We start from the raw sequence: 16257 nt of genomic DNA, 5'->3' as shown, positions 1-16257 counted from the left end.
GGCCCGCGGCCGCCGCGGGAGGCGTTACGGGAAGGCGAGCGCGCCCGGCGCGATGGCCGGTACCAGCCCCTCGGCCGCGGCCCGCGTCAGCAGCCCGCGCACCGCCGCGTAGCCGGAGTCGCCCAGGTCCGCCGTGAACTCGTTGACGTACAGCCCGATGTGCTGGTCGGCGACGGCCGGGTCCAGCTCCTGCGCGTGCGCGCGGACGTACGGCCGGGAGGCCTGCGGGTCGTCCCAGGCCATCCGGACCGAGGTGCGCGCCGACTCGGCCAGCTCGCGCAGCCGCTCCGCGCCCAGCGAGCGCTTGGCGATGATCGCGCCGAGCGGGATCGGCAGGCCCGTCGTGGACTCCCAGTGCTCGCCCATGTCGGCCAGGCAGTGCAGCCCGTAGTCCTGATAGGTGAACCGGGCCTCGTGGATGACCAGTCCGGCGTCCACCCGGCCGTCGCGGACCGCCGGCATGATCTCGTGGAACGGCAGCACGACCACCTTGCCGACGCCGTCCGGCAGCACGTCCGCCGCCCACAGCCGGAACAGCAGGTAGGCGGTGGACCGTTCGCTCGGCACCGCGACCGTCTTCCCCGCCAGGTCCAGGCCCGGCTCCGCCGTCAGCACCAGCGGGCCGCAGCCGCGCCCCAGGGCCCCGCCGCACGGCAGCAGCGCGTACTCCTCCAGCACCCACGGCAGCACCGCGTACGACACCTTCAGCACGTCCAGCTCGCCGCGCTCGGCCATGCCGTTGGTGATGTCGATGTCCGCGAAGGTGACGTCCAGGGCGGGCGCGCCGGGCACCCGGCCGTGCGCCCACGCGTCGAAGACGAACGTGTCGTTCGGGCAGGGCGAGTAGGCGATCCTCAGCGGGTCACCGTTGCCCACGGTGTTGCTCATGGCGTTCTCCCCAGTTCGCGAGTACGGGCCCCAGCACCCGGAAGCCCTCGGCGAGCGCCGTCAGCGCGTCCCCGATCCGCCAGGCGGCACGGTCGCGCGGGCCCACGGCGTTGGACACGGCACGGATCTCCAGTACGGGCAGCCCGTGCGCGGCGGCGGCCTCCGCGACCCCGAAGCCCTCCATGGCCTCGGCCCCGGCCATCGGGTGCCGGGCCGCGAGCGCGGCCGCCCCGTCGGCGGTACCGGTCACGGTGGAGACGGTCAGTACGGGCGCCAGCAGCGCCCCGGTCGCCTCCGCGGCCCGGGCGGCCAGCTCGGCGGGCGGCAGGTGCACACTGCGTCCGAAGCCCAGTGAGGCCACGTCGACGAACCCGTCGGGGGTCTGCGCCCCCAGGTCGGCCGCGACGATCGCGTCCGCGACCACGAGGGAGCCGACCGGGGCGGCGGGCACGAACCCGCCGCCGATGCCTGCGCCGACGACCAGCCCGTAGGGGTTTTCGGCGAGGGCCAGCGCCGTGGCGGTGCCGGCGGCGGCCGCCGCCGGGCCGACGCCGCCGACGAGCACGTCGAAGGCGATGCCCGGCAGGTCCCGGCGGGTGATGAGGTATCCGCCGGGGAGTGTGCGCGGCTCAGGACCGGGACTGTCCGGATGAGGGGTCAGACCGGCGAGGACGGAGTCCGACTCCGCCCCCACCGCCGTCACGACGAGCGCGCGCACCGGTGTCGTCCGGTTACTTGAGCTTGAGGTTGAAGGACCAGACGGCGATCGGCTTGCCGTCCTCGCCGATCTGCAGGATGGCCAGCTTCTTCGAGGTGGGCGCCTCGCCCTGGCCGCCCGTCGCGAAGACGTCGGCGTGCGGGAAGCTGCGGTAGGTGCTCGACGAGGGCTCGGTGATCGGCTGGCCGTCGAGTACCGCCGACCAGCGCTTGCCGTCCTCGACGACCTCCGGCTCGACGCCGAGGCGCAGCGTGTCGCCGCGGCCGTACTCGATGGTCTTGGGGTTCTTCAGGTTCGTGAGGCACTCCTGGACCTCGTCCATGGAGAGCTCCTTGCCGTCGTTGTGGCAAGAGGCCTCGGCGGACACCGACGAGCTGCCGACCGTCACGGTCGCGAGCGGGGTCGGCTTGTCGCAGGCGGAGAGGAGGAGGAGGCCGGCGGACACGGCTCCGAGGGCCGCGACGCTGCGGCGGGCCCTACCCGAGAAAAGCGGTGCGGTCATGAGCCGAAGGCTATCGGGCCCCTGGGCTGCGCCGCTGCATGGGGTACCGCGGACCGGCGTGGCTCCCGCCACTGGCTCCCGCCGGGGGCTCCCGCGGGGGTGGCTGGACGGGTGTGGGCGCGGCGCGGTTCGGCTCCCGCCGGGGGTGGCCGTGCGTTGTCGGGTGCGGCGCGGTTCGGCTCCCGCCGGGGGTGGCCGTGCGTTGTCGGGTGCGGCGCCGTTGCGGGGGCGCTGCCCCCGGGCCCCCGCGCCTCAAACGCCGGCGGGGCTGAAAAGAGCGGGGCTCCGCCCCGGGCCCCCGCGCCTCAAACGCCGGCGGGGCTGAGATGGTGCCGGCGGGGCTGAGGTGGTGCCGGCGGGGCTGGAGTGGGTGGCGGGAGTCGGGGTCAGGCGACCCGGGGGCGGGAGGGGCGCTGCTGGGGGTGGTGGCGGGGGGCCGACAGGGCGCCGCGGACGGCCATCACCGCGCCCAGCGCGACGATCGCCGCCGCCACCGACATGCCCAGGACGCCGTTCAGCGGCAGCACGATGCCGATCGCCCCGCCCAGCACCCACGCCACCTGCAGCAGCGTCTCCGAACGGGCGAACGCGGACGTCCGTACCGCCTCCGGCACGTCCCGCTGGATCATCGCGTCCAGCGACAGCTTCGCCAGCGCCTGGCAGAACCCCGCCGTCGCGGCCAGCACGGCCACGAACACCCCGCTGTAGAGGACGGCCGCCAGCACGGCCACCCCGAGCGTCACGCACAGCACCGCCGCGACGATCGCCTCCGGCGCCCGCGCCCGCAGCCACGCCCCCACCGCCGTACCGCACGCGTTGCCCACGCCCGCCGACACGCCCACGATGCCCAGCGACACCGCCGCGCTCTGCCCCGCCAGGGGATGCTCCCGCAGCAGGAACGCCAGGAAGAAGATCAGGAACCCGGACAGGGCGCGCATCGACGCGTTCGCCAGCAGCCCGCACAGCACGCTGCGGCTCACCGTCCGCAGCCCCGGCCGCTTCGAGTGCGCCTCGTGCGTCGACAGCCGCGCCCGCCGCTCACCCTTCGCGTCGTCCACCTTGTGCGGCAGCGTGAACGCGGCGAAGGTCCCGCCCACGAAGATGACGCACGCCCCGTACAGCGGCCACTGCGGCCCGATCGAGTTCAGCCCGGCGGCCACCGGCGCCGCCGCGCCCGTCGCCAGCAGACCGGCCAGTGTGACCCGGGAGTTCGCCTTGACGAGTGAGAATTTCGGCGGCAGCAGCCGGGGCACCACCGCACTGCGCACCACCCCGTACGACTTGGACGCCACCAGTACGCCCAGCGCCTCCGGATACAGCTGCAGACCCCCCGTGGCCACCACGGCCGACATCAGCAGCGCGAGGACCGCCCGCGCCAGCATCGCCGCCGCCATCGAGGCCCGCCGCCCGTGCGGCAGCCGGTCCAGCAGCGGACCGATCACCGGGGCCAGCACCGTGAACGGCGCCATCGTGATCGCCAGGTACAGGGCCACCCGGCCCCGCGCCTCGTCCGTCGGCACGGAGAAGAACACCGTCGACGCCAGCGCCACCGTGATCATCATGTCGCCCGCGCCGTTGATCGCGTGCAGCTCGATCAGCTTGCCCAGGCCCGACTCGCCGGCCCCGTGCGCGTGCGTGGCCCGCCGGATGCCCTTGGCCGGACCGGTGATCGGACGGTGCAACGCACGCCCGACGGCCCGGCCGGCCCGCCTGGCCGGTCCCGAGCCGTCGTCGGACGACCGTACGGGTGCCACACTCGACATAGTGCCCCACCCGGCCCCCGCGGGGCGCCTCCCGGCGCGTCGCGGAACCGGCGGCTTGTCCGCGAATCGGACCTTGCATGTGTGCCCAGGGCTTAAGAGGAGGTAGCGTGCGTAGCGCGCCACCGGCGGTTGCTCCTGGCCGCGCGCCTCTTCGTGATCCCGCAGAATGGATCGCAGTGAGGTGCGCCCGGAGTCCGATCGGGTGCGGACGTCGACGCGGCCCTCTGGTCCGCTCCGCCCGCTCCTCGTACGGACAGCACCACCGGGTCGTTGTGGACGACAGTACGGACGGCGCACACGTGAGACGGCGTAGGAGAGAACGAGACCAGTGAGTGCTGCGACGACGCGAAGCCGTACCCCGCGTACCCCCGACCGCCTGTGCGTCGAGGCGGTGGAACTCGCCCGCGCGGCCGCCGAGGAGGCAGCTTTCCCCGGCGTGGTGGGCGCCCACGTCTCCGCCGTGGCGGAGGGCGACCGCGTCGTCACCCACTTCTTCGAGTCCAAGGAACCGGGATACCGCGGCTGGCGCTGGGCCGTCACCGTCGCCCGCGCCTCCCGCGCCAAGAACGTCACCCTCGACGAAACGGTGCTGCTCCCCGGCGACGACGCCCTGCTGGCCCCCGAGTGGGTGCCGTGGAGCGAGCGGCTGCGCCCCGGCGACATGGGCCCGGGCGACCTGCTGCCCACCGAGGCCGACGACCTGCGGCTGGAGCCGGGCTGGTCGGGCGAGGACGCCCCGCCGCCGAACTCCGTGGTCTCCACCGAGATGGCCGAACTGGTCGAGGCGGAGGACGCCGACGTCACCGACCGTGTGACGGTGCCCGCGCGCGGCTCCATCACGTCGGTCGCCGAGGAACTCGGCATGCGCCGGGCGCGCGTGCTCTCCCGGTACGGGCTGCACACGGCGGCCGACCGCTGGGACGAGTCCTTCGGCGCGAAGACCCCGATGGCGCAGGCCGCCCCCGCGTCGTGTGTGTCCTGCGGCTTCCTCGTCGCCATCGGCGGCTCGCTCGGCCAGGCCTTCGGTGTCTGCGCGAACGAGTTCAGTCCGGCCGACGGCCGTCTGGTGTCGCTGTCCTACGGCTGCGGCGGCCACTCCGAGGCCGCGGTCATGCCGGCGCCGCTGCGGCCGGCCCCGCCGGTCCTGGACTCGATGGCCGCGGACGAGTTCGTCCTGCGTCCGACCTCCGACACGGGCTCCGCCCCGACCCCGGAGGTCCAGCCCGCGGACCTGGACCTCGGTCACTCGTAACCCCCGATACCCGGGGCGCCCCGGCGCCCTGGCGCCCGGCTCCGTCGGTGCCCGGCCCTGCCGACACCCGGGCACCCGTACGGGCCGCTCCGCGCCGCGCGCGGCGTCAGTCCCGTGCGCGGCGGCGGAAGAGGCGCTTTGCGCCGAAGGTCAGGGCCAGGGCGGCCGCCAGGACCAGGGCGCCCTTGCCGAAGCTGCCCGTCGGCTCCGGCGCGGTCGCCGCGTCCGGCGGGGACCCCGGCTGCGGCGAGGCCGGACCGGCGGGCGTGGCGGCCGCGGCCGCCGGGACCGCGACGACCCGGCTGTTCGCGCCCTCCGAGCCGAACATGAGCGTCCCGCCGTCCGCCGTGTACGTCACCGACTCGGCCTGCCCCTGCCACGGCGCGTCGACCCGCTCGCCCTCGCCCTGCGGCCGGCCGTCCTTCCACGGGTACGTCCGGGCGGTGAAGTAGCCGCGCAGGGCCAGCCGGTTCCCGTCCGGGGAGAACGCCCCGTCCGTCACCCACGGGACGTCGGCGACCCGCCGGAACACGTTGGCCCCGCCCGCCGACAGCTCCGCGGGACCCTCGTACAGGCCGCCCCTGCTCTCGTGCTTGCTCGCGATGTAGACCCGTCCCGTCACCGGATGCACCATCAGGGACTCGGCGTCGCGCGGCCCGTCCTCGTACCGCACCGTGAACTGCGTTGCCTTGACGGTGACATCACCCAGTTGCTTCGGCTCCTGGAAGCGGTAGATCCATACGTGGTCCCAGGTGCCGCCGCGGTTGTCGCCGATGTCCCCCACGTAGAGCTGCCCGTCCGGGCCCAGCGAGACCGCCTCGACGTCGCGCGGCCTGCCGATGCCCGTCAGCGTCACCCTGGCCACCGTGTTGCCGGTTGCCGAGTCCACCGCGTAGACGTACGGGCCGTCCTCGCTGTCGTTGTGCGTCCAGTAGACCCCCGGATGGATGCGGCTGGCCGCCAGCCCGCTCGACTCCTTGATCCTCGGATCGGAGATGGTGAACGAGGACGCCCCGGGGGACTGCGCGGCGGACGCCGCACCCGGCAGTACGGCGACGACGACAGCGGCGGCGGTGAGGGCGGTGGCGGCGGCGCTCGCGAGGGCGGCGGCGGACGGCGGGGACAGGCGCATCCTCCCAGCCTGCCAGGAGCGGCCGCGTGTCCGGCGTCACAGGGGTTTCTGTCGCGTGATCCGCGATGATGACCGGATGCGTTTCATGTTCGTCGGCGACTCCATGACCATCGGACGCGCCGGCGACTACACCTGGCGCTACCGGATGTGGCAGCACCTCGACTCGACCTTCGGCGGCCCCTACCGGATCGTCGGGCCGCGCTGCGAGGTCTACGACACCACCGCCGACGCGCCCGTCAGCCACGACTACGCCGACCCGGGTTTCCCGGAGCACGCCCGCCGCCACCTGGCCGGCTGGGGCGAGGGCTGGCAGCACATGGCCCCCGTCATGGGCGAGACCGTGGCCGCGCACCGCCCCGACGTCCTGCTGGTCTCCCTGGGCCTGATCGACCTCGGCTTCTACACCGACGCCGAGCAGACCGCCGACAACGTCCGCCGCTTCATAGCGGGGGCCCGTGCCGCCCGTCCCGGTGTCCGGATGGTGCTGCTGCCGGTCATCGCGAACAGCCGGGCCGAGGAGGACGCCCCCTTCGCGGCCGAGGTGACCCGCTTCAACGAGCTCCTCGCGAAGGCCGTGGCCGACCTCACCACGGACGCCTCGCCGATCCTGCTGGCCGCCCGCCCGGCCTCGTACGACATCCACCACGACACCTACGACGGCACCCACCCCAACGCCTCCGGCGAGCACCGGCTGGCGGGGGAGTTCGCGGCGGTCCTCCACCAGGCCTGGGGCATCGGGGCCCCCTACCGCCCGGCCCGGGACCCGTGACACGCCCGGTCGTCGCCCGGGGGCCGGCGGTCCGAGCCGGGCGTGCTGCCGGGGCCGACGGCCAGCCTCGGCAGCACGCGGCTCCACCCGATCACCAGGCGAAGGCCTCCGGGGACGGTCCCGGGCCGGGGAAGATTTCGTCCAGTCCGGCCAGTACCTCTTCGCTCAGCTCCAGTTCCAGCGCCCGCAGGGCGCTCTCCAGCTGCTCGGCGGTGCGCGGGCCGACGATGGGGCCCGTCACTCCCGGCCGGGTGAGCAGCCAGGCCAGGGCGGCCTCGCCCGGCTCCAGGCCGTGCTTGTCGAGCAGGTCCTCGTACGCCTGCACCTGCGCGCGCACCGTGCTGTTCGCGAGGGCGTCCGCCGACCGCCCGGAGGCCCGCCGTCCGTCGACGGCCTCCTTCCTGATGACGCCGCCCAGCAGCCCGCCGTGCAGCGGGGACCACGGGATGACGCCGAGGCCGTAGTCCTGGGCCGCCGGGATGACCTCCATCTCGGCGCGCCGCTCCGCGAGGTTGTAGAGGCACTGCTCGCTGACCAGGCCCAGCATCCCGCGCCGGGCGGCCGTCTCGTTGGCCTGGGCGATCTTGTAGCCGGGGAAGTTGGAAGAGCCCGCGTAGAGGATCTTGCCCTGCTGGATGAGTACATCCACGGCCTGCCAGATCTCCTCGAAGGGGGTCCGGCGGTCCACGTGGTGGAACTGGTAGAGGTCGATGTGGTCGGTCTGCAGGCGCTTGAGGCTGGCGTCGACGGCCCGCCGGATGTTCAGAGCCGACAGCCGGTCCTCGTTGGGCCAGGTGTCCCCCTCGCGGGACATCGAAGCGTAGACCTTGGTGGCCAGCACCGTCTTCTCACGCCGGCCGCCGCCCTGCGCGAACCAGGTGCCGATGATCTCCTCGGTGCGGCCCTTGTTCTCCCCCCATCCGTACACATTGGCGGTATCCACGAAGTTCAGGCCCGCGTCGAGGGCCGAGTCCAGGATGCCGTGGCTGGTCGGTTCATCTGTCTGAGGACCGAAGTTCATCGTGCCGAGGACGAGTCGGCTGACCTTGAGTCCGGTGCGTCCGAGCTGCGTGTACTTCATGGACCCCAGCCAACTGCTTCGAGTCCACTCCAGGCAAGAGCGGCCCGTGCCCCGCTCGCCCCCCGGAACGGCGCGGGGCGTGCGCAGGTGCGGGCGTACGAGGACTCGGCGGAGGCTTTCGGCCGGTGGGCGCCGCCCGGCGCCGCCGAAGGGGGCTACTGGCCGGTGGCGGCCGCCACGGCGACGACGAGGAACATCAGCACGAGCACGCCGGCCATCACACGGTTTCTGGTCTTGGGATCCACCCGTCGAGCGTAACGCGGCAGCCCCCGCATCATGGACGCAGGGGCTGTGCCGTGGTGGGTGCGCTGCCGGCCGTGGCCGGGCGGTCACTGCCAGCTCATGTCACCGTTCTGGGCGGCGACCGGGGGCTTCGCGGCGGAGACCGGGGCCGCGGAGGCGACGGCCGGGGCCGCGGAGGCGACGGCCGGGGCGCCGAGGACGAGGGCGAGGGCGACGACCGCGGCGGCCTTGACGATGCGGGTGGTGTTCATGGTGTCCGGTGTCCCTTCGGAGGTGCCGCGAGGCGGCGTGTCGGTGGCTTCCCGGTCGGTCCCGCACCCCGCGGTGGCGCTGTCCCTTTCCGGTGAGACATAGCTAAGCCGCAGCTCAGCGGGGGGTGAAGAGATATCGGCTGGCCCAAACCGTCCGTGGACGGATGAGGACACGGACAAGGACAGGGGCCTGGCCCGAACCGTCCCGGTCGCCGCCCGGCGCAGTCAGCCGCTCCGCTGCTCCAGCAGGGCCATCGGCAGCAGGGGGACGCCGACGTCCAGCAGCCGCGCGGTCGGCAGCACCCGCGCGCCGAGCAGGCGGCGGCAGACCGACTCGGCGTGCTGCTCCGCCTCCTCCAGGGATTGCGAGAGCAGGTAGAAGCCGAGGGTGAAGTGCTCCGCGGACTGGGGGTGCACGGCCAGGTGCTCCACCCGGTCCCGGGGGCGCAGCCCGGCACGGGCGGCCTCGCGCAGGTCATCGGGCACTTCCACCGGAGGGACCGTCCGCAGACGGGCATGGACGAGATACATGCCTCCACGGTCGCCCCGCCGGACCGGTCCGGGACACCGATCCGGCTGGCCGTTTGTGGCCCTGGACACATCGGGCCAGGCGGGGCTTCTTTGAGATGATCTTCTTGTTGAAGTGCCAACGGGGTGGGGGGAAGCACATGTTGACCGAACTGGGCCTCGATGCGAGAGCCGAAGCCGTCTACCGCGCCATGCTCATGGAACCCGGGTCGGGCGTCGCCGCGCTCGCCGACGCCGTGGGGATCGGCGAGGGCGACGTACGCGAGGCCCTGGACCTGCTGAGCGAGCTGGCCCTGGTCCAGCCCTCCGCAGACGACAGCGGGCGGCTGCGCGCCGTCTCCCCGGACATCGGGATGGAGATCCTGATGGCCCGGGGGCAGGCGGAACTCGCCGCGCAGCAGCAGCGGCTGGAGGCGTCCCGGGCCGCCGCGGCCCGGCTGATCTCGGAGTACTCGGAGCTGCGGCCGGCCGCCCGGCATCCGGGCGTGGAGCAGCTCATCGGCCTCGACGCGGTCCGCGACCGGCTGGTGGCGCTGACCCGGGAGACGAAGGAAGAGCTTCTGGCGTTCTCGCCGGACGCCACGCTGAGCGAGACGGCCCTGGCCGCGTCGCGCCCGCTGAACAGGACGCTGCTCGAACGCGGCGTCCGTATGCGCACCCTCTACCTGGACAGCGTGCGCAACAGCCGGCCTTCTGTCGAGCACGCCAACTGGCTCACGGAGCTCGGCGGTCAGGTCCGCACGGTGGCGTCGCTCCCGACGCGGATGCTCATCGTGGACCGCAGGACGGCGCTGATCCCGGTGAGCGACGACTCCGCGGCGGGCGCGGTCGTCCTGACCGGGCACGGCATGCTGGTCGCCCTCTGCGCGCTCTTCGAGTCGACGTGGGCGGCGGCGCAGCCGCTGGCGGAGGTGGCGGTCCTCGGGCCGGACGGCCTGACCGCGCAACAGACGGCCGCCGTAAGGCTGTTGGCCGAGGGGCATACGGACGACGCGATAGCCAAGCGGCTGGGTGTCTCCTCGCGTACGGCCCGGCGCATCGCCAACGAGCTGATGGAGCGGCTCGGCGCCCGCAGCCGCTTCGAGGCCGGGGTCCGGGCCGTTCAGGAGGGCTGGCTGCCCGCGCGCGCCTAGGTTCTGCCGGTACCGAAGCCGCCCGGCGGGATCACGAGAGTGGTCCCGCCGGGCGGCTTTCGCATGTGCGGGTGGGGAGGCGGACGGAGGGGCCGGATCAGGCCATCGTGGACAGGTCCGGCCATGGCCCGTTCGGGCCAGTCGATCTCTCTTCCGCCCGGCCCGGGCAGCGGCGAATCTATTGCTTGTCAGCGGGGCAGCCCCCCGGGGACGAGCACCGAAGGCCCTGAAAACCCTTCAACGGACGCCACCGCGGGACGTCCTGGGGCGATGGGTTCAAGCCACCAGATCATTTCGTTTCGGAAGGACGAAGCTCCCCATGCGTACTGGACTCCTCAGGGCCACCGCGGTCGTCGCCCTCACCCTCGGCATCACCTCCGTCGCACCGATGGCCTCCGCCCACGCCCCGGCCCACCCGGCCCCGGCGACCGGAACGGCCGGCCCGGCGGGCACCCCGCTCACCCCGCTCACCGCGGTGACTGGCTCCCGCTAGGCGCGCCGCGCCGCACCCGCACCCTTCGCAGCACCCCGCACGACCCGCAGGCCCCCAGGACCGCTGTACCTGCAGGACAGCTGTCCGTCCGCCGCACCGCGCACCCCGCGCACACCGCGCACCCCGCGCACACCGCGCACACCGCGCCTCGTACGACCGCCGGTCGAGCCCTCGCTCCCGGCCTCCAGACCTCCTGACCCGCCAGAACCGGAGCACAGCCATGTCCCGACACCTGCCCAGAACCCGCCACGCGGCCGTCGCCGCACTGATAGCCGGAGCCGTCGCCGCCGGCACCGTGGTCGCCGTCGACTCCGCGGCGGTCGCCGCACCGGCCGCCGTCACCGCCGAAACCCCCACGAACCCCGACTACGGCAGCCCCGGCCAGGGCGAGGAGGAAGCGGTCGACGGGGAGTTCCGGGCGACGAGCTTCGCCGCGGCGACCTCCACACAGATCACCCGCAGTTCGGTCATCGCCCGGGCCAAGAGCTGGGTCGGTATCGGCCTGGGCTACAGCAGCGGCGGCCGTCACAACGGATACCGCACGGACTGTTCCGGCTACGTGTCGATGGCCTGGGACCTGGACTTCCAGCCGGCCACCAACAGCTTCGCCTCCCGCGGCGTGACCGAGTCGATCACCAAGTCCGAACTGAAGCCGGGCGACGCCCTCCTGGACGACGACCCGGGCGCCTCCGGACACGTCGTCCTCTTCGAGAAGTGGGCCAACTCCGACCGCACGCAGTACTGGGGCTTCGACTTCACGCCCAGCGGTGTCCACCACCGTGTCTACGACTACCCGTACTACCCGGGCTACGGCCCCTATGCGCCCGTCCGCTACAAGAACATCGTCGACGACGTGACCACCCCGCCGGCGCCCAAGCCCGGCATGACCGACCTCGTCGCGGCCAACATCAACGGCGACTCCGTGGACGACGTGGTCGGCGTCGAGGCCTCGACCGGCAAGCTGTGGCTCTACAAGGGCGCCTCCAACGGCACCATCGCCTCCGGCGGCAACCGCGTGGAGATAGGCAGCGGCGGCTGGAACGGCATGGCCGACCTGGCCGCCGGCGACTACAACGGCGACCGCAAGGACGACATCGTCGCGGTCGAGGAGGCCAGCGGAAAGCTGTACCTCTACCCGGGCACCGGCAGCGGTCTCTCCTCCCGCAAGGAGATCGGCTCCGGCGGCTGGAACGGCATGACCGAGCTCATGGGCGGCGACTTCAACGGCGACGGCAAGGCCGACGTCGCCGCCGTCGAGGAGACGACGGGCAAGCTGTGGCTCTACAAGGGCAACGGCACCGGGTCGATCGGCGGCGGCAGCAGCCGCGTACTGATCGGGTCCGGCGGCTGGAAGAGCCTGCACGACCTGGTCGGCATGGACGTCGACAACGACGGCAGGACCGACGTCGTCGGGGCGGAGACCTCGACGGGCAAGCTCTTCCTCTACAAGAGCAACGGCACCGGCCTGGGCGCCCGCACCGAGATCGGCTCGGGCGGCTGGAACGGCATGAACGACCTCATCGGCGGCGACTTCACCTCGAACGCGAACGACGACCTCGTCGGCGTCGAGAAGGCCACCGGAAAGCTCTACCTCTACCCGGGCACCGGCACGGGTCTGGGGGCGCGCAAGGAGATCGGCTCCGGCGGCTGGTAGCCACGGCGCATCTCCCCGCTCTCCTTTCGCAACTCCCCTTCCCTGACACTCTTTTTGGCACCCTCGTGCCGGTTTGGAAGCATTCCCATGGCTGTTGAGACCACCGCCTCCGCCACCACCTCCGCCACCGCCTCCGCCGCCTCCACCCCCTCCTCCTTCTCCCGTCTGATGTCCCGCCGGGTCCGCATCGCCACCGGCCTCGTCTGCGCCACCGTCGCCGCGGTCGCCCTCTCCGCCGGCGGTGCGAACGCCGACGGCGGTCCGGAGGACCCGCACGGCGACATGACCGAGCTGACGGCGGCCGACCTCGGCCTGCCCGAGGGCCCGCAGATGATGGCCATGGCGGCCACCGCCGGCGACGACCGCCCGGACTTCCAGATGCCGTTCAAGTGCGGCGAGACCTGGCAGGGCGCCTCCCGCACCTATCACAGCCCCACCGCCAACGCGATCGACTGGACGCAGGGCGGCTCGACCCTCAACTCCCCGGTCGTGGCGAGCGCCGACGGCGTCGTGTCCAAGGTGCGGGACCTGGGCGGCTCCAGCTACGGCAAGTACGTGGTCATCAACCACGGCGGCGGCTGGTCCACCGTCTACGCCCACCTCAACGGCTTCAACACCTCCACCGGTGCCACGGTCAAGGCCGGACAGCAGATCGGCATCGTCGGCAGCACCGGCAACTCCTCCGGCGCCCACCTGCACTACGAGCAGCGCCACGACCTGGTCGACCAGCGCACGGTCTTCAACGGCACCGCCTTCGGCGGCTCCGGCTCCTGGTCCAAGTCGCTGACCAGCAAGAACTGCGAGACCAAGGCTCCGGAGCCGAAGCCCGAGGGCCCCGGTGACGGAGGTACCGCCTCCTCCGGCATGGTCGACCTGGCCTCGGCCGACCTCAACGGCGACAACGTGGTCGACGTCGCCGCGGTGGAGGCGTCCACCGGCAAGCTGTGGCTCTACAAGGGCGCCTCCAACGGCACCATCGCCTCCGGCGGCAACCGCGTCCTGATCGGCTCGGGCGGCTGGAACGGCATGTCCAACCTGACCGGCGGCGACTTCACCGGCGACGGCAAGGACGACATCGTCGCGGTCGAGGAGTCCACCGGCAAGCTGTGGCTCTACAAGGGCGCCGACAACTCGACGATCTCCTCCGGCGGCAGCCGCGTCCTGATCGGTTCGGGCGGCTGGAACGGCATGTCCAGCCTGACCGCCCTCAACCTCAACGGCGACAAGATCGCCGACCTGGCGGCCGTCGAGAAGTCCACCGGCAAGCTGTACCTCTACCCGGGCAATGGCACCGGTCTGAACGCCCGCAAGGAGATCGGCTCCGGCGGCTGGAACGGCATGTCGAACCTGACCGGCATGGACCTCAACAACAGCGGCCGCCAGGACCTGGTCGCGGTGGAGAAGTCCACGGGCAAGCTGTTCATGTACCCCGGTGACAAGGGCTACCTGAGCCCGCGCATCCTGATCGGCTCGGGCGGCTGGAACGGCATGTCCGACCTGATCGGCGGCGACCTGCTGAACTCGCAGCTGTCGGACGACCTGATCGCGGTCCAGAACTCCACCGGCAAGCTCTACCTCTACCCGGGCACCGGCTCGGGCGGCCTGGGCGCCCGCAAGGAGATCGGTGTCGGCGGCTGGTAAGCGGCGGCCGAGCGGCGGTTGAGCAGCCTGCGGTGAACACCTGAGACGAAGACACGTGAGGCGGCCCGTCCCTGCAGGACGGGCCGCCTCACGGCGTTCTCAGCGGCCAGGCGCGCACGGTCTCGTAGCGGGGCTGTTCACCCGGCACCCCGCTCACGGGCAGGTGGCTGCGGACCAGGCTGAGCGTGTCCACCTGCCAGGGCGTGCCCTCGAAGCCGGCGAGGGCGTCCAGGTACGGGCGCAGGGGCGTGGCGGCGCGCTCGTGGCCGTGCCCCTGCCGGTGGCCGTGGCCGTGGCCGTGCCCCTGCGCGTGGTTGCGGGCCAGGGTGAGGTGCGGGGTGTACCGGTGGTGCTGCTCCATCGGGATCCCGGCCCGCCGCGCGGCGGCGTCGGCCCGGTCGGCGAGCAGCCGCATGGTGTCGAGGTCCCCGGCGGCGCCGGCCCACAGGGCGCGGTCGCCGAAGTGACCGCAGCCGTGCAGGCGCAGCCCGAACGGCTCCGTACGGTCGGCGGCCCGCTCCAGCCGGGCGTGCAGCTCGGGGAGCGCGTCGTCGCGGACCTCACCCATGAAGGCGAGCGTGAAGTGCCAGCCGCCTTCTGCGGTCCAGGTGAGCCGGTCGTCGCGGAGCGGCCGTACGGCTTCCCGCAGCTCGGCTACGGCCTCCTCGGGCGGCAGAACGGCGGCGAACAGTCTCATGCGGTGAGCGTATGCCCTGCACGCCGCCGGCCGAAGAGGCTCCGCCGGGCGGGGCCGGATGGCGCGGAGGGCGATCCGGCCCCGTCGGCGTCTGCCGGAGGCACAGCCCTCAGGCGACCGTCACCAGTTCGCGGCGGTGCGGCACGGCCGGGACGAACGCCACGCCGTGGCGGCCGACCCGCAGCCGGAGGTTGCCGACACGGGCCAGGACGACGCCGATGGCCACGGACGCGGCGAGCGAGATCAGGGCGCCCGAGGCCATGCCGATGCGCGCCCCGTAGGTGTCCGTGATCCAGCCGAGCAGCGGGGCGCCCAGCGGGGTGCCGCCGGTGAAGACCATCATGAACAGCGCCATGACCCGGCCGCGCATCTCGGGGTCGGTGGCCATCTGCACGCTGGAGTTGGCGGTGACGTTGACCGTCAGGCCGAAGACGCCGAGGGGCACGAGCAGCGCGGCGAACAGCCAGAAGCCGGGGGCGAAGGCCGTCACGAGCAGCAGTACGGAGAACAGCACGGCCGCGGCCACCAGCAGCCGCAGGCGGGAGTGTCCGCGCCGGGCCGCGAGCAGGGCACCCGCGAGGGAGCCGGCCGCGATCAGGGTGTTGAAGAGTCCGTAGGTGCCCGCGTCGCCGTGGAAGACGTCGCTCACGAAGGCCGACAGCCAGATCGGGAAGTTGAAGCCGAAGGTGCCGATGAAGCCGACGAGGACGATCGGCCAGACCAGCTCGGGCCGGCCGGCGACGTAGCGCAGTCCTTCGCGCAGCTGTCCCTTGGCGCGGGGCCGGGGCGGGGCGGGGTGCAGTTCCTTCGTCCGCATCATCAGCAGGCCGGCGATGGGCGCGGCGAAGGACAGGCCGTTGAGCAGGAAGGCCCAGCCGGAGCCGACGGCGGTGATCAGCACGCCTGCGATCGCCGGACCGACCAGCCGCGCGGACTGGAAGTTGGCCGAGTTGAGGCTGACGGCGTTGGCGACCTGGTCCTTGCCGACCATCTCGGGGACGAACGTCTGCCGGGCCGGGTTGTCCACGACGGTGATCAGGCCGAGGAGGAGGGCCGCGAGGTAGACGTGCCAGACCTGGACGTGTCCGGCCAGGGTGAGGGCGGCGAGCGCGATGCCGGTCAGGCCCATCGCGCTCTGGGTGGCGAGGAGCAGGGGCCGCTTGGGCAGCCGGTCGGCGAGTACGCCTCCGTAGAGGCCGAACACCAGCATCGGCAGGAACTGCAGGGCGATGGTGATGCCGACGGCGGAGGCGGAGCCGGTCAGTGAGAGGACCAGCCAGTCCTGGGCGATGCGCTGCATCCAGGTGCCGGTGTTCGAGACGACCTGCCCGGTCGCGAAGAGCCGGTAGTTGCGGATCCGCAGCGAGCTGAACATCCCGCGGTTCCTGCTCGCGGGTGCGGCGGGTGCGGCGGGTGCCGCAGGTGCCGCGTGTGCCGCGGGTCGCGCGGCGGTAGTGGGGGTGGATATGTGGCCGGGTGCGGAGTCTGCTCCGTTTCCCGTACTCAAAAGCG

The 16257-nt window shown here is 72.9% G+C and carries 16 protein-coding genes; 6 read left to right on the top strand and 10 right to left on the bottom strand.

Annotated features, from left to right (window positions below; all coding sequences use genetic code 11):
- Positions 1-24 precede the first annotated feature (24 nt).
- From NRK68_RS15100 to NRK68_RS15085, 4 genes are all read right to left on the bottom strand, one after another.
- Positions 25-888: a 1,4-dihydroxy-6-naphtoate synthase gene (locus tag NRK68_RS15100; protein WP_257855989.1), complete on the bottom strand. Its 864-nt coding sequence runs from the start codon at positions 886-888 to the stop codon at positions 25-27.
- Entirely contained in the window at positions 863-1606 is a 744-nt protein-coding gene (locus NRK68_RS15095) for a futalosine hydrolase (protein ID WP_183067888.1), read from the bottom strand. Before NRK68_RS15095 ends, NRK68_RS15100 begins: the two co-directional genes overlap by 26 nt.
- Positions 1607-1619: 13 nt before the next feature.
- A complete protein-coding gene (locus NRK68_RS15090) occupies positions 1620-2108 on the bottom strand; it encodes a DUF2771 domain-containing protein (protein ID WP_183067887.1) in 489 nt (162 codons plus the stop codon).
- A 386-nt stretch (positions 2109-2494) separates the two neighbouring features.
- The gene (locus NRK68_RS15085) at positions 2495-3871 is read right to left on the bottom strand and encodes an MFS transporter (RefSeq protein ID WP_257855988.1); all 1377 of its coding nucleotides are present in this window, start codon (positions 3869-3871) and stop codon (positions 2495-2497) included.
- A gap of 328 nt (positions 3872-4199) precedes the next feature.
- Between NRK68_RS15085 and NRK68_RS15080 the strand changes: the two genes are divergently transcribed.
- Positions 4200-5123 (top strand): DUF3027 domain-containing protein, encoded by a 924-nt coding sequence (locus NRK68_RS15080; protein ID WP_183067885.1) that lies wholly within the window; start codon positions 4200-4202, stop codon positions 5121-5123.
- 106 nt (positions 5124-5229) lie between these two features.
- Here the strand turns inward: NRK68_RS15080 and NRK68_RS15075 are convergent, their stop codons facing one another.
- Positions 5230-6255 carry a WD40 repeat domain-containing protein gene (locus NRK68_RS15075; protein WP_183067884.1) on the bottom strand — a complete coding sequence of 342 codons (1026 nt, stop codon included), beginning with the start codon at positions 6253-6255 and terminating at the stop codon, positions 5230-5232.
- A 76-nt stretch (positions 6256-6331) separates the two neighbouring features.
- Between NRK68_RS15075 and NRK68_RS15070 the strand changes: the two genes are divergently transcribed.
- Positions 6332-7024: a GDSL-type esterase/lipase family protein gene (locus tag NRK68_RS15070; RefSeq protein ID WP_257855987.1), complete on the top strand. Its 693-nt coding sequence runs from the start codon at positions 6332-6334 to the stop codon at positions 7022-7024.
- 91 nt (positions 7025-7115) lie between these two features.
- Here NRK68_RS15070 and NRK68_RS15065 read toward each other — a convergent pair whose 3' ends face one another.
- The 3 genes from NRK68_RS15065 to NRK68_RS15055 all read right to left on the bottom strand — a co-directional run bounded on the left by NRK68_RS15065 (position 7116) and on the right by NRK68_RS15055 (position 9091).
- Complete coding sequence (locus NRK68_RS15065; protein WP_257855986.1) at positions 7116-8105, bottom strand: aldo/keto reductase; 990 nt, start codon at positions 8103-8105, stop codon at positions 7116-7118.
- A gap of 329 nt (positions 8106-8434) precedes the next feature.
- The gene (locus tag NRK68_RS15060; protein WP_257855985.1) at positions 8435-8599 is read right to left on the bottom strand and encodes a hypothetical protein; all 165 of its coding nucleotides are present in this window, start codon (positions 8597-8599) and stop codon (positions 8435-8437) included.
- Positions 8600-8824: 225 nt separating this feature from the next.
- The gene (locus tag NRK68_RS15055) at positions 8825-9091 is read right to left on the bottom strand and encodes a hypothetical protein (RefSeq protein ID WP_257855984.1); all 267 of its coding nucleotides are present in this window, start codon (positions 9089-9091) and stop codon (positions 8825-8827) included.
- A 176-nt stretch (positions 9092-9267) separates the two neighbouring features.
- Here NRK68_RS15055 and NRK68_RS15050 point away from each other — a divergent pair, with 176 nt between their 5' ends.
- The 4 genes from NRK68_RS15050 to NRK68_RS15035 all read left to right on the top strand — a co-directional run bounded on the left by NRK68_RS15050 (position 9268) and on the right by NRK68_RS15035 (position 14048).
- A complete protein-coding gene (locus tag NRK68_RS15050; protein WP_183067880.1) occupies positions 9268-10260 on the top strand; it encodes a helix-turn-helix transcriptional regulator in 993 nt (330 codons plus the stop codon).
- A gap of 319 nt (positions 10261-10579) precedes the next feature.
- Positions 10580-10753: a hypothetical protein gene (locus NRK68_RS15045; protein ID WP_183067879.1), complete on the top strand. Its 174-nt coding sequence runs from the start codon at positions 10580-10582 to the stop codon at positions 10751-10753.
- Positions 10754-10973: 220 nt separating this feature from the next.
- Entirely contained in the window at positions 10974-12407 is a 1434-nt protein-coding gene (locus tag NRK68_RS15040; RefSeq protein WP_257855983.1) for a C40 family peptidase, read from the top strand.
- A gap of 87 nt (positions 12408-12494) precedes the next feature.
- Entirely contained in the window at positions 12495-14048 is a 1554-nt protein-coding gene (locus tag NRK68_RS15035; protein WP_257855982.1) for a peptidoglycan DD-metalloendopeptidase family protein, read from the top strand.
- A gap of 88 nt (positions 14049-14136) precedes the next feature.
- On the opposite strand, the gene thpR is transcribed toward NRK68_RS15035, so the two are convergent.
- The gene (gene thpR, locus NRK68_RS15030; protein WP_257855981.1) at positions 14137-14745 is read right to left on the bottom strand and encodes an RNA 2',3'-cyclic phosphodiesterase; all 609 of its coding nucleotides are present in this window, start codon (positions 14743-14745) and stop codon (positions 14137-14139) included.
- 109 nt (positions 14746-14854) lie between these two features.
- Positions 14855-16252, bottom strand: a complete 1398-nt coding sequence (locus NRK68_RS15025) for an MFS transporter (RefSeq protein ID WP_373023546.1) — start codon at positions 16250-16252, stop codon at positions 14855-14857.
- Positions 16253-16257 lie beyond the last annotated feature (5 nt).

The organism is Streptomyces yangpuensis, assembly GCF_024666385.1.
GTDB lineage: Bacteria > Actinomycetota > Actinomycetes > Streptomycetales > Streptomycetaceae > Streptomyces > Streptomyces yangpuensis.
The sequence above is the reverse complement of the archived record's forward strand: the minus strand, read 5'-3'. Positions and strand labels throughout refer to the sequence as shown.

Coding starts and splice junctions, on each gene's coding strand:
- NRK68_RS15085 (WP_257855988.1), bottom strand. CDS start 3,871: ATGTCGAGTGTGGCACCCGTACGGTCGTCCGACGACGGCTCGGGACCG.
- NRK68_RS15090 (WP_183067887.1), bottom strand. CDS start 2,108: ATGACCGCACCGCTTTTCTCGGGTAGGGCCCGCCGCAGCGTCGCGGCC.
- NRK68_RS15075 (WP_183067884.1), bottom strand. CDS start 6,255: ATGCGCCTGTCCCCGCCGTCCGCCGCCGCCCTCGCGAGCGCCGCCGCC.
- NRK68_RS15060 (WP_257855985.1), bottom strand. CDS start 8,599: ATGAACACCACCCGCATCGTCAAGGCCGCCGCGGTCGTCGCCCTCGCC.
- NRK68_RS15050 (WP_183067880.1), top strand. CDS start 9,268: ATGTTGACCGAACTGGGCCTCGATGCGAGAGCCGAAGCCGTCTACCGC.
- NRK68_RS15045 (WP_183067879.1), top strand. CDS start 10,580: ATGCGTACTGGACTCCTCAGGGCCACCGCGGTCGTCGCCCTCACCCTC.
- NRK68_RS15040 (WP_257855983.1), top strand. CDS start 10,974: ATGTCCCGACACCTGCCCAGAACCCGCCACGCGGCCGTCGCCGCACTG.
- NRK68_RS15100 (WP_257855989.1), bottom strand. CDS start 888: ATGAGCAACACCGTGGGCAACGGTGACCCGCTGAGGATCGCCTACTCG.
- NRK68_RS15070 (WP_257855987.1), top strand. CDS start 6,332: ATGCGTTTCATGTTCGTCGGCGACTCCATGACCATCGGACGCGCCGGC.
- NRK68_RS15035 (WP_257855982.1), top strand. CDS start 12,495: ATGGCTGTTGAGACCACCGCCTCCGCCACCACCTCCGCCACCGCCTCC.
- thpR (WP_257855981.1), bottom strand. CDS start 14,745: ATGAGACTGTTCGCCGCCGTTCTGCCGCCCGAGGAGGCCGTAGCCGAG.
- NRK68_RS15065 (WP_257855986.1), bottom strand. CDS start 8,105: ATGAAGTACACGCAGCTCGGACGCACCGGACTCAAGGTCAGCCGACTC.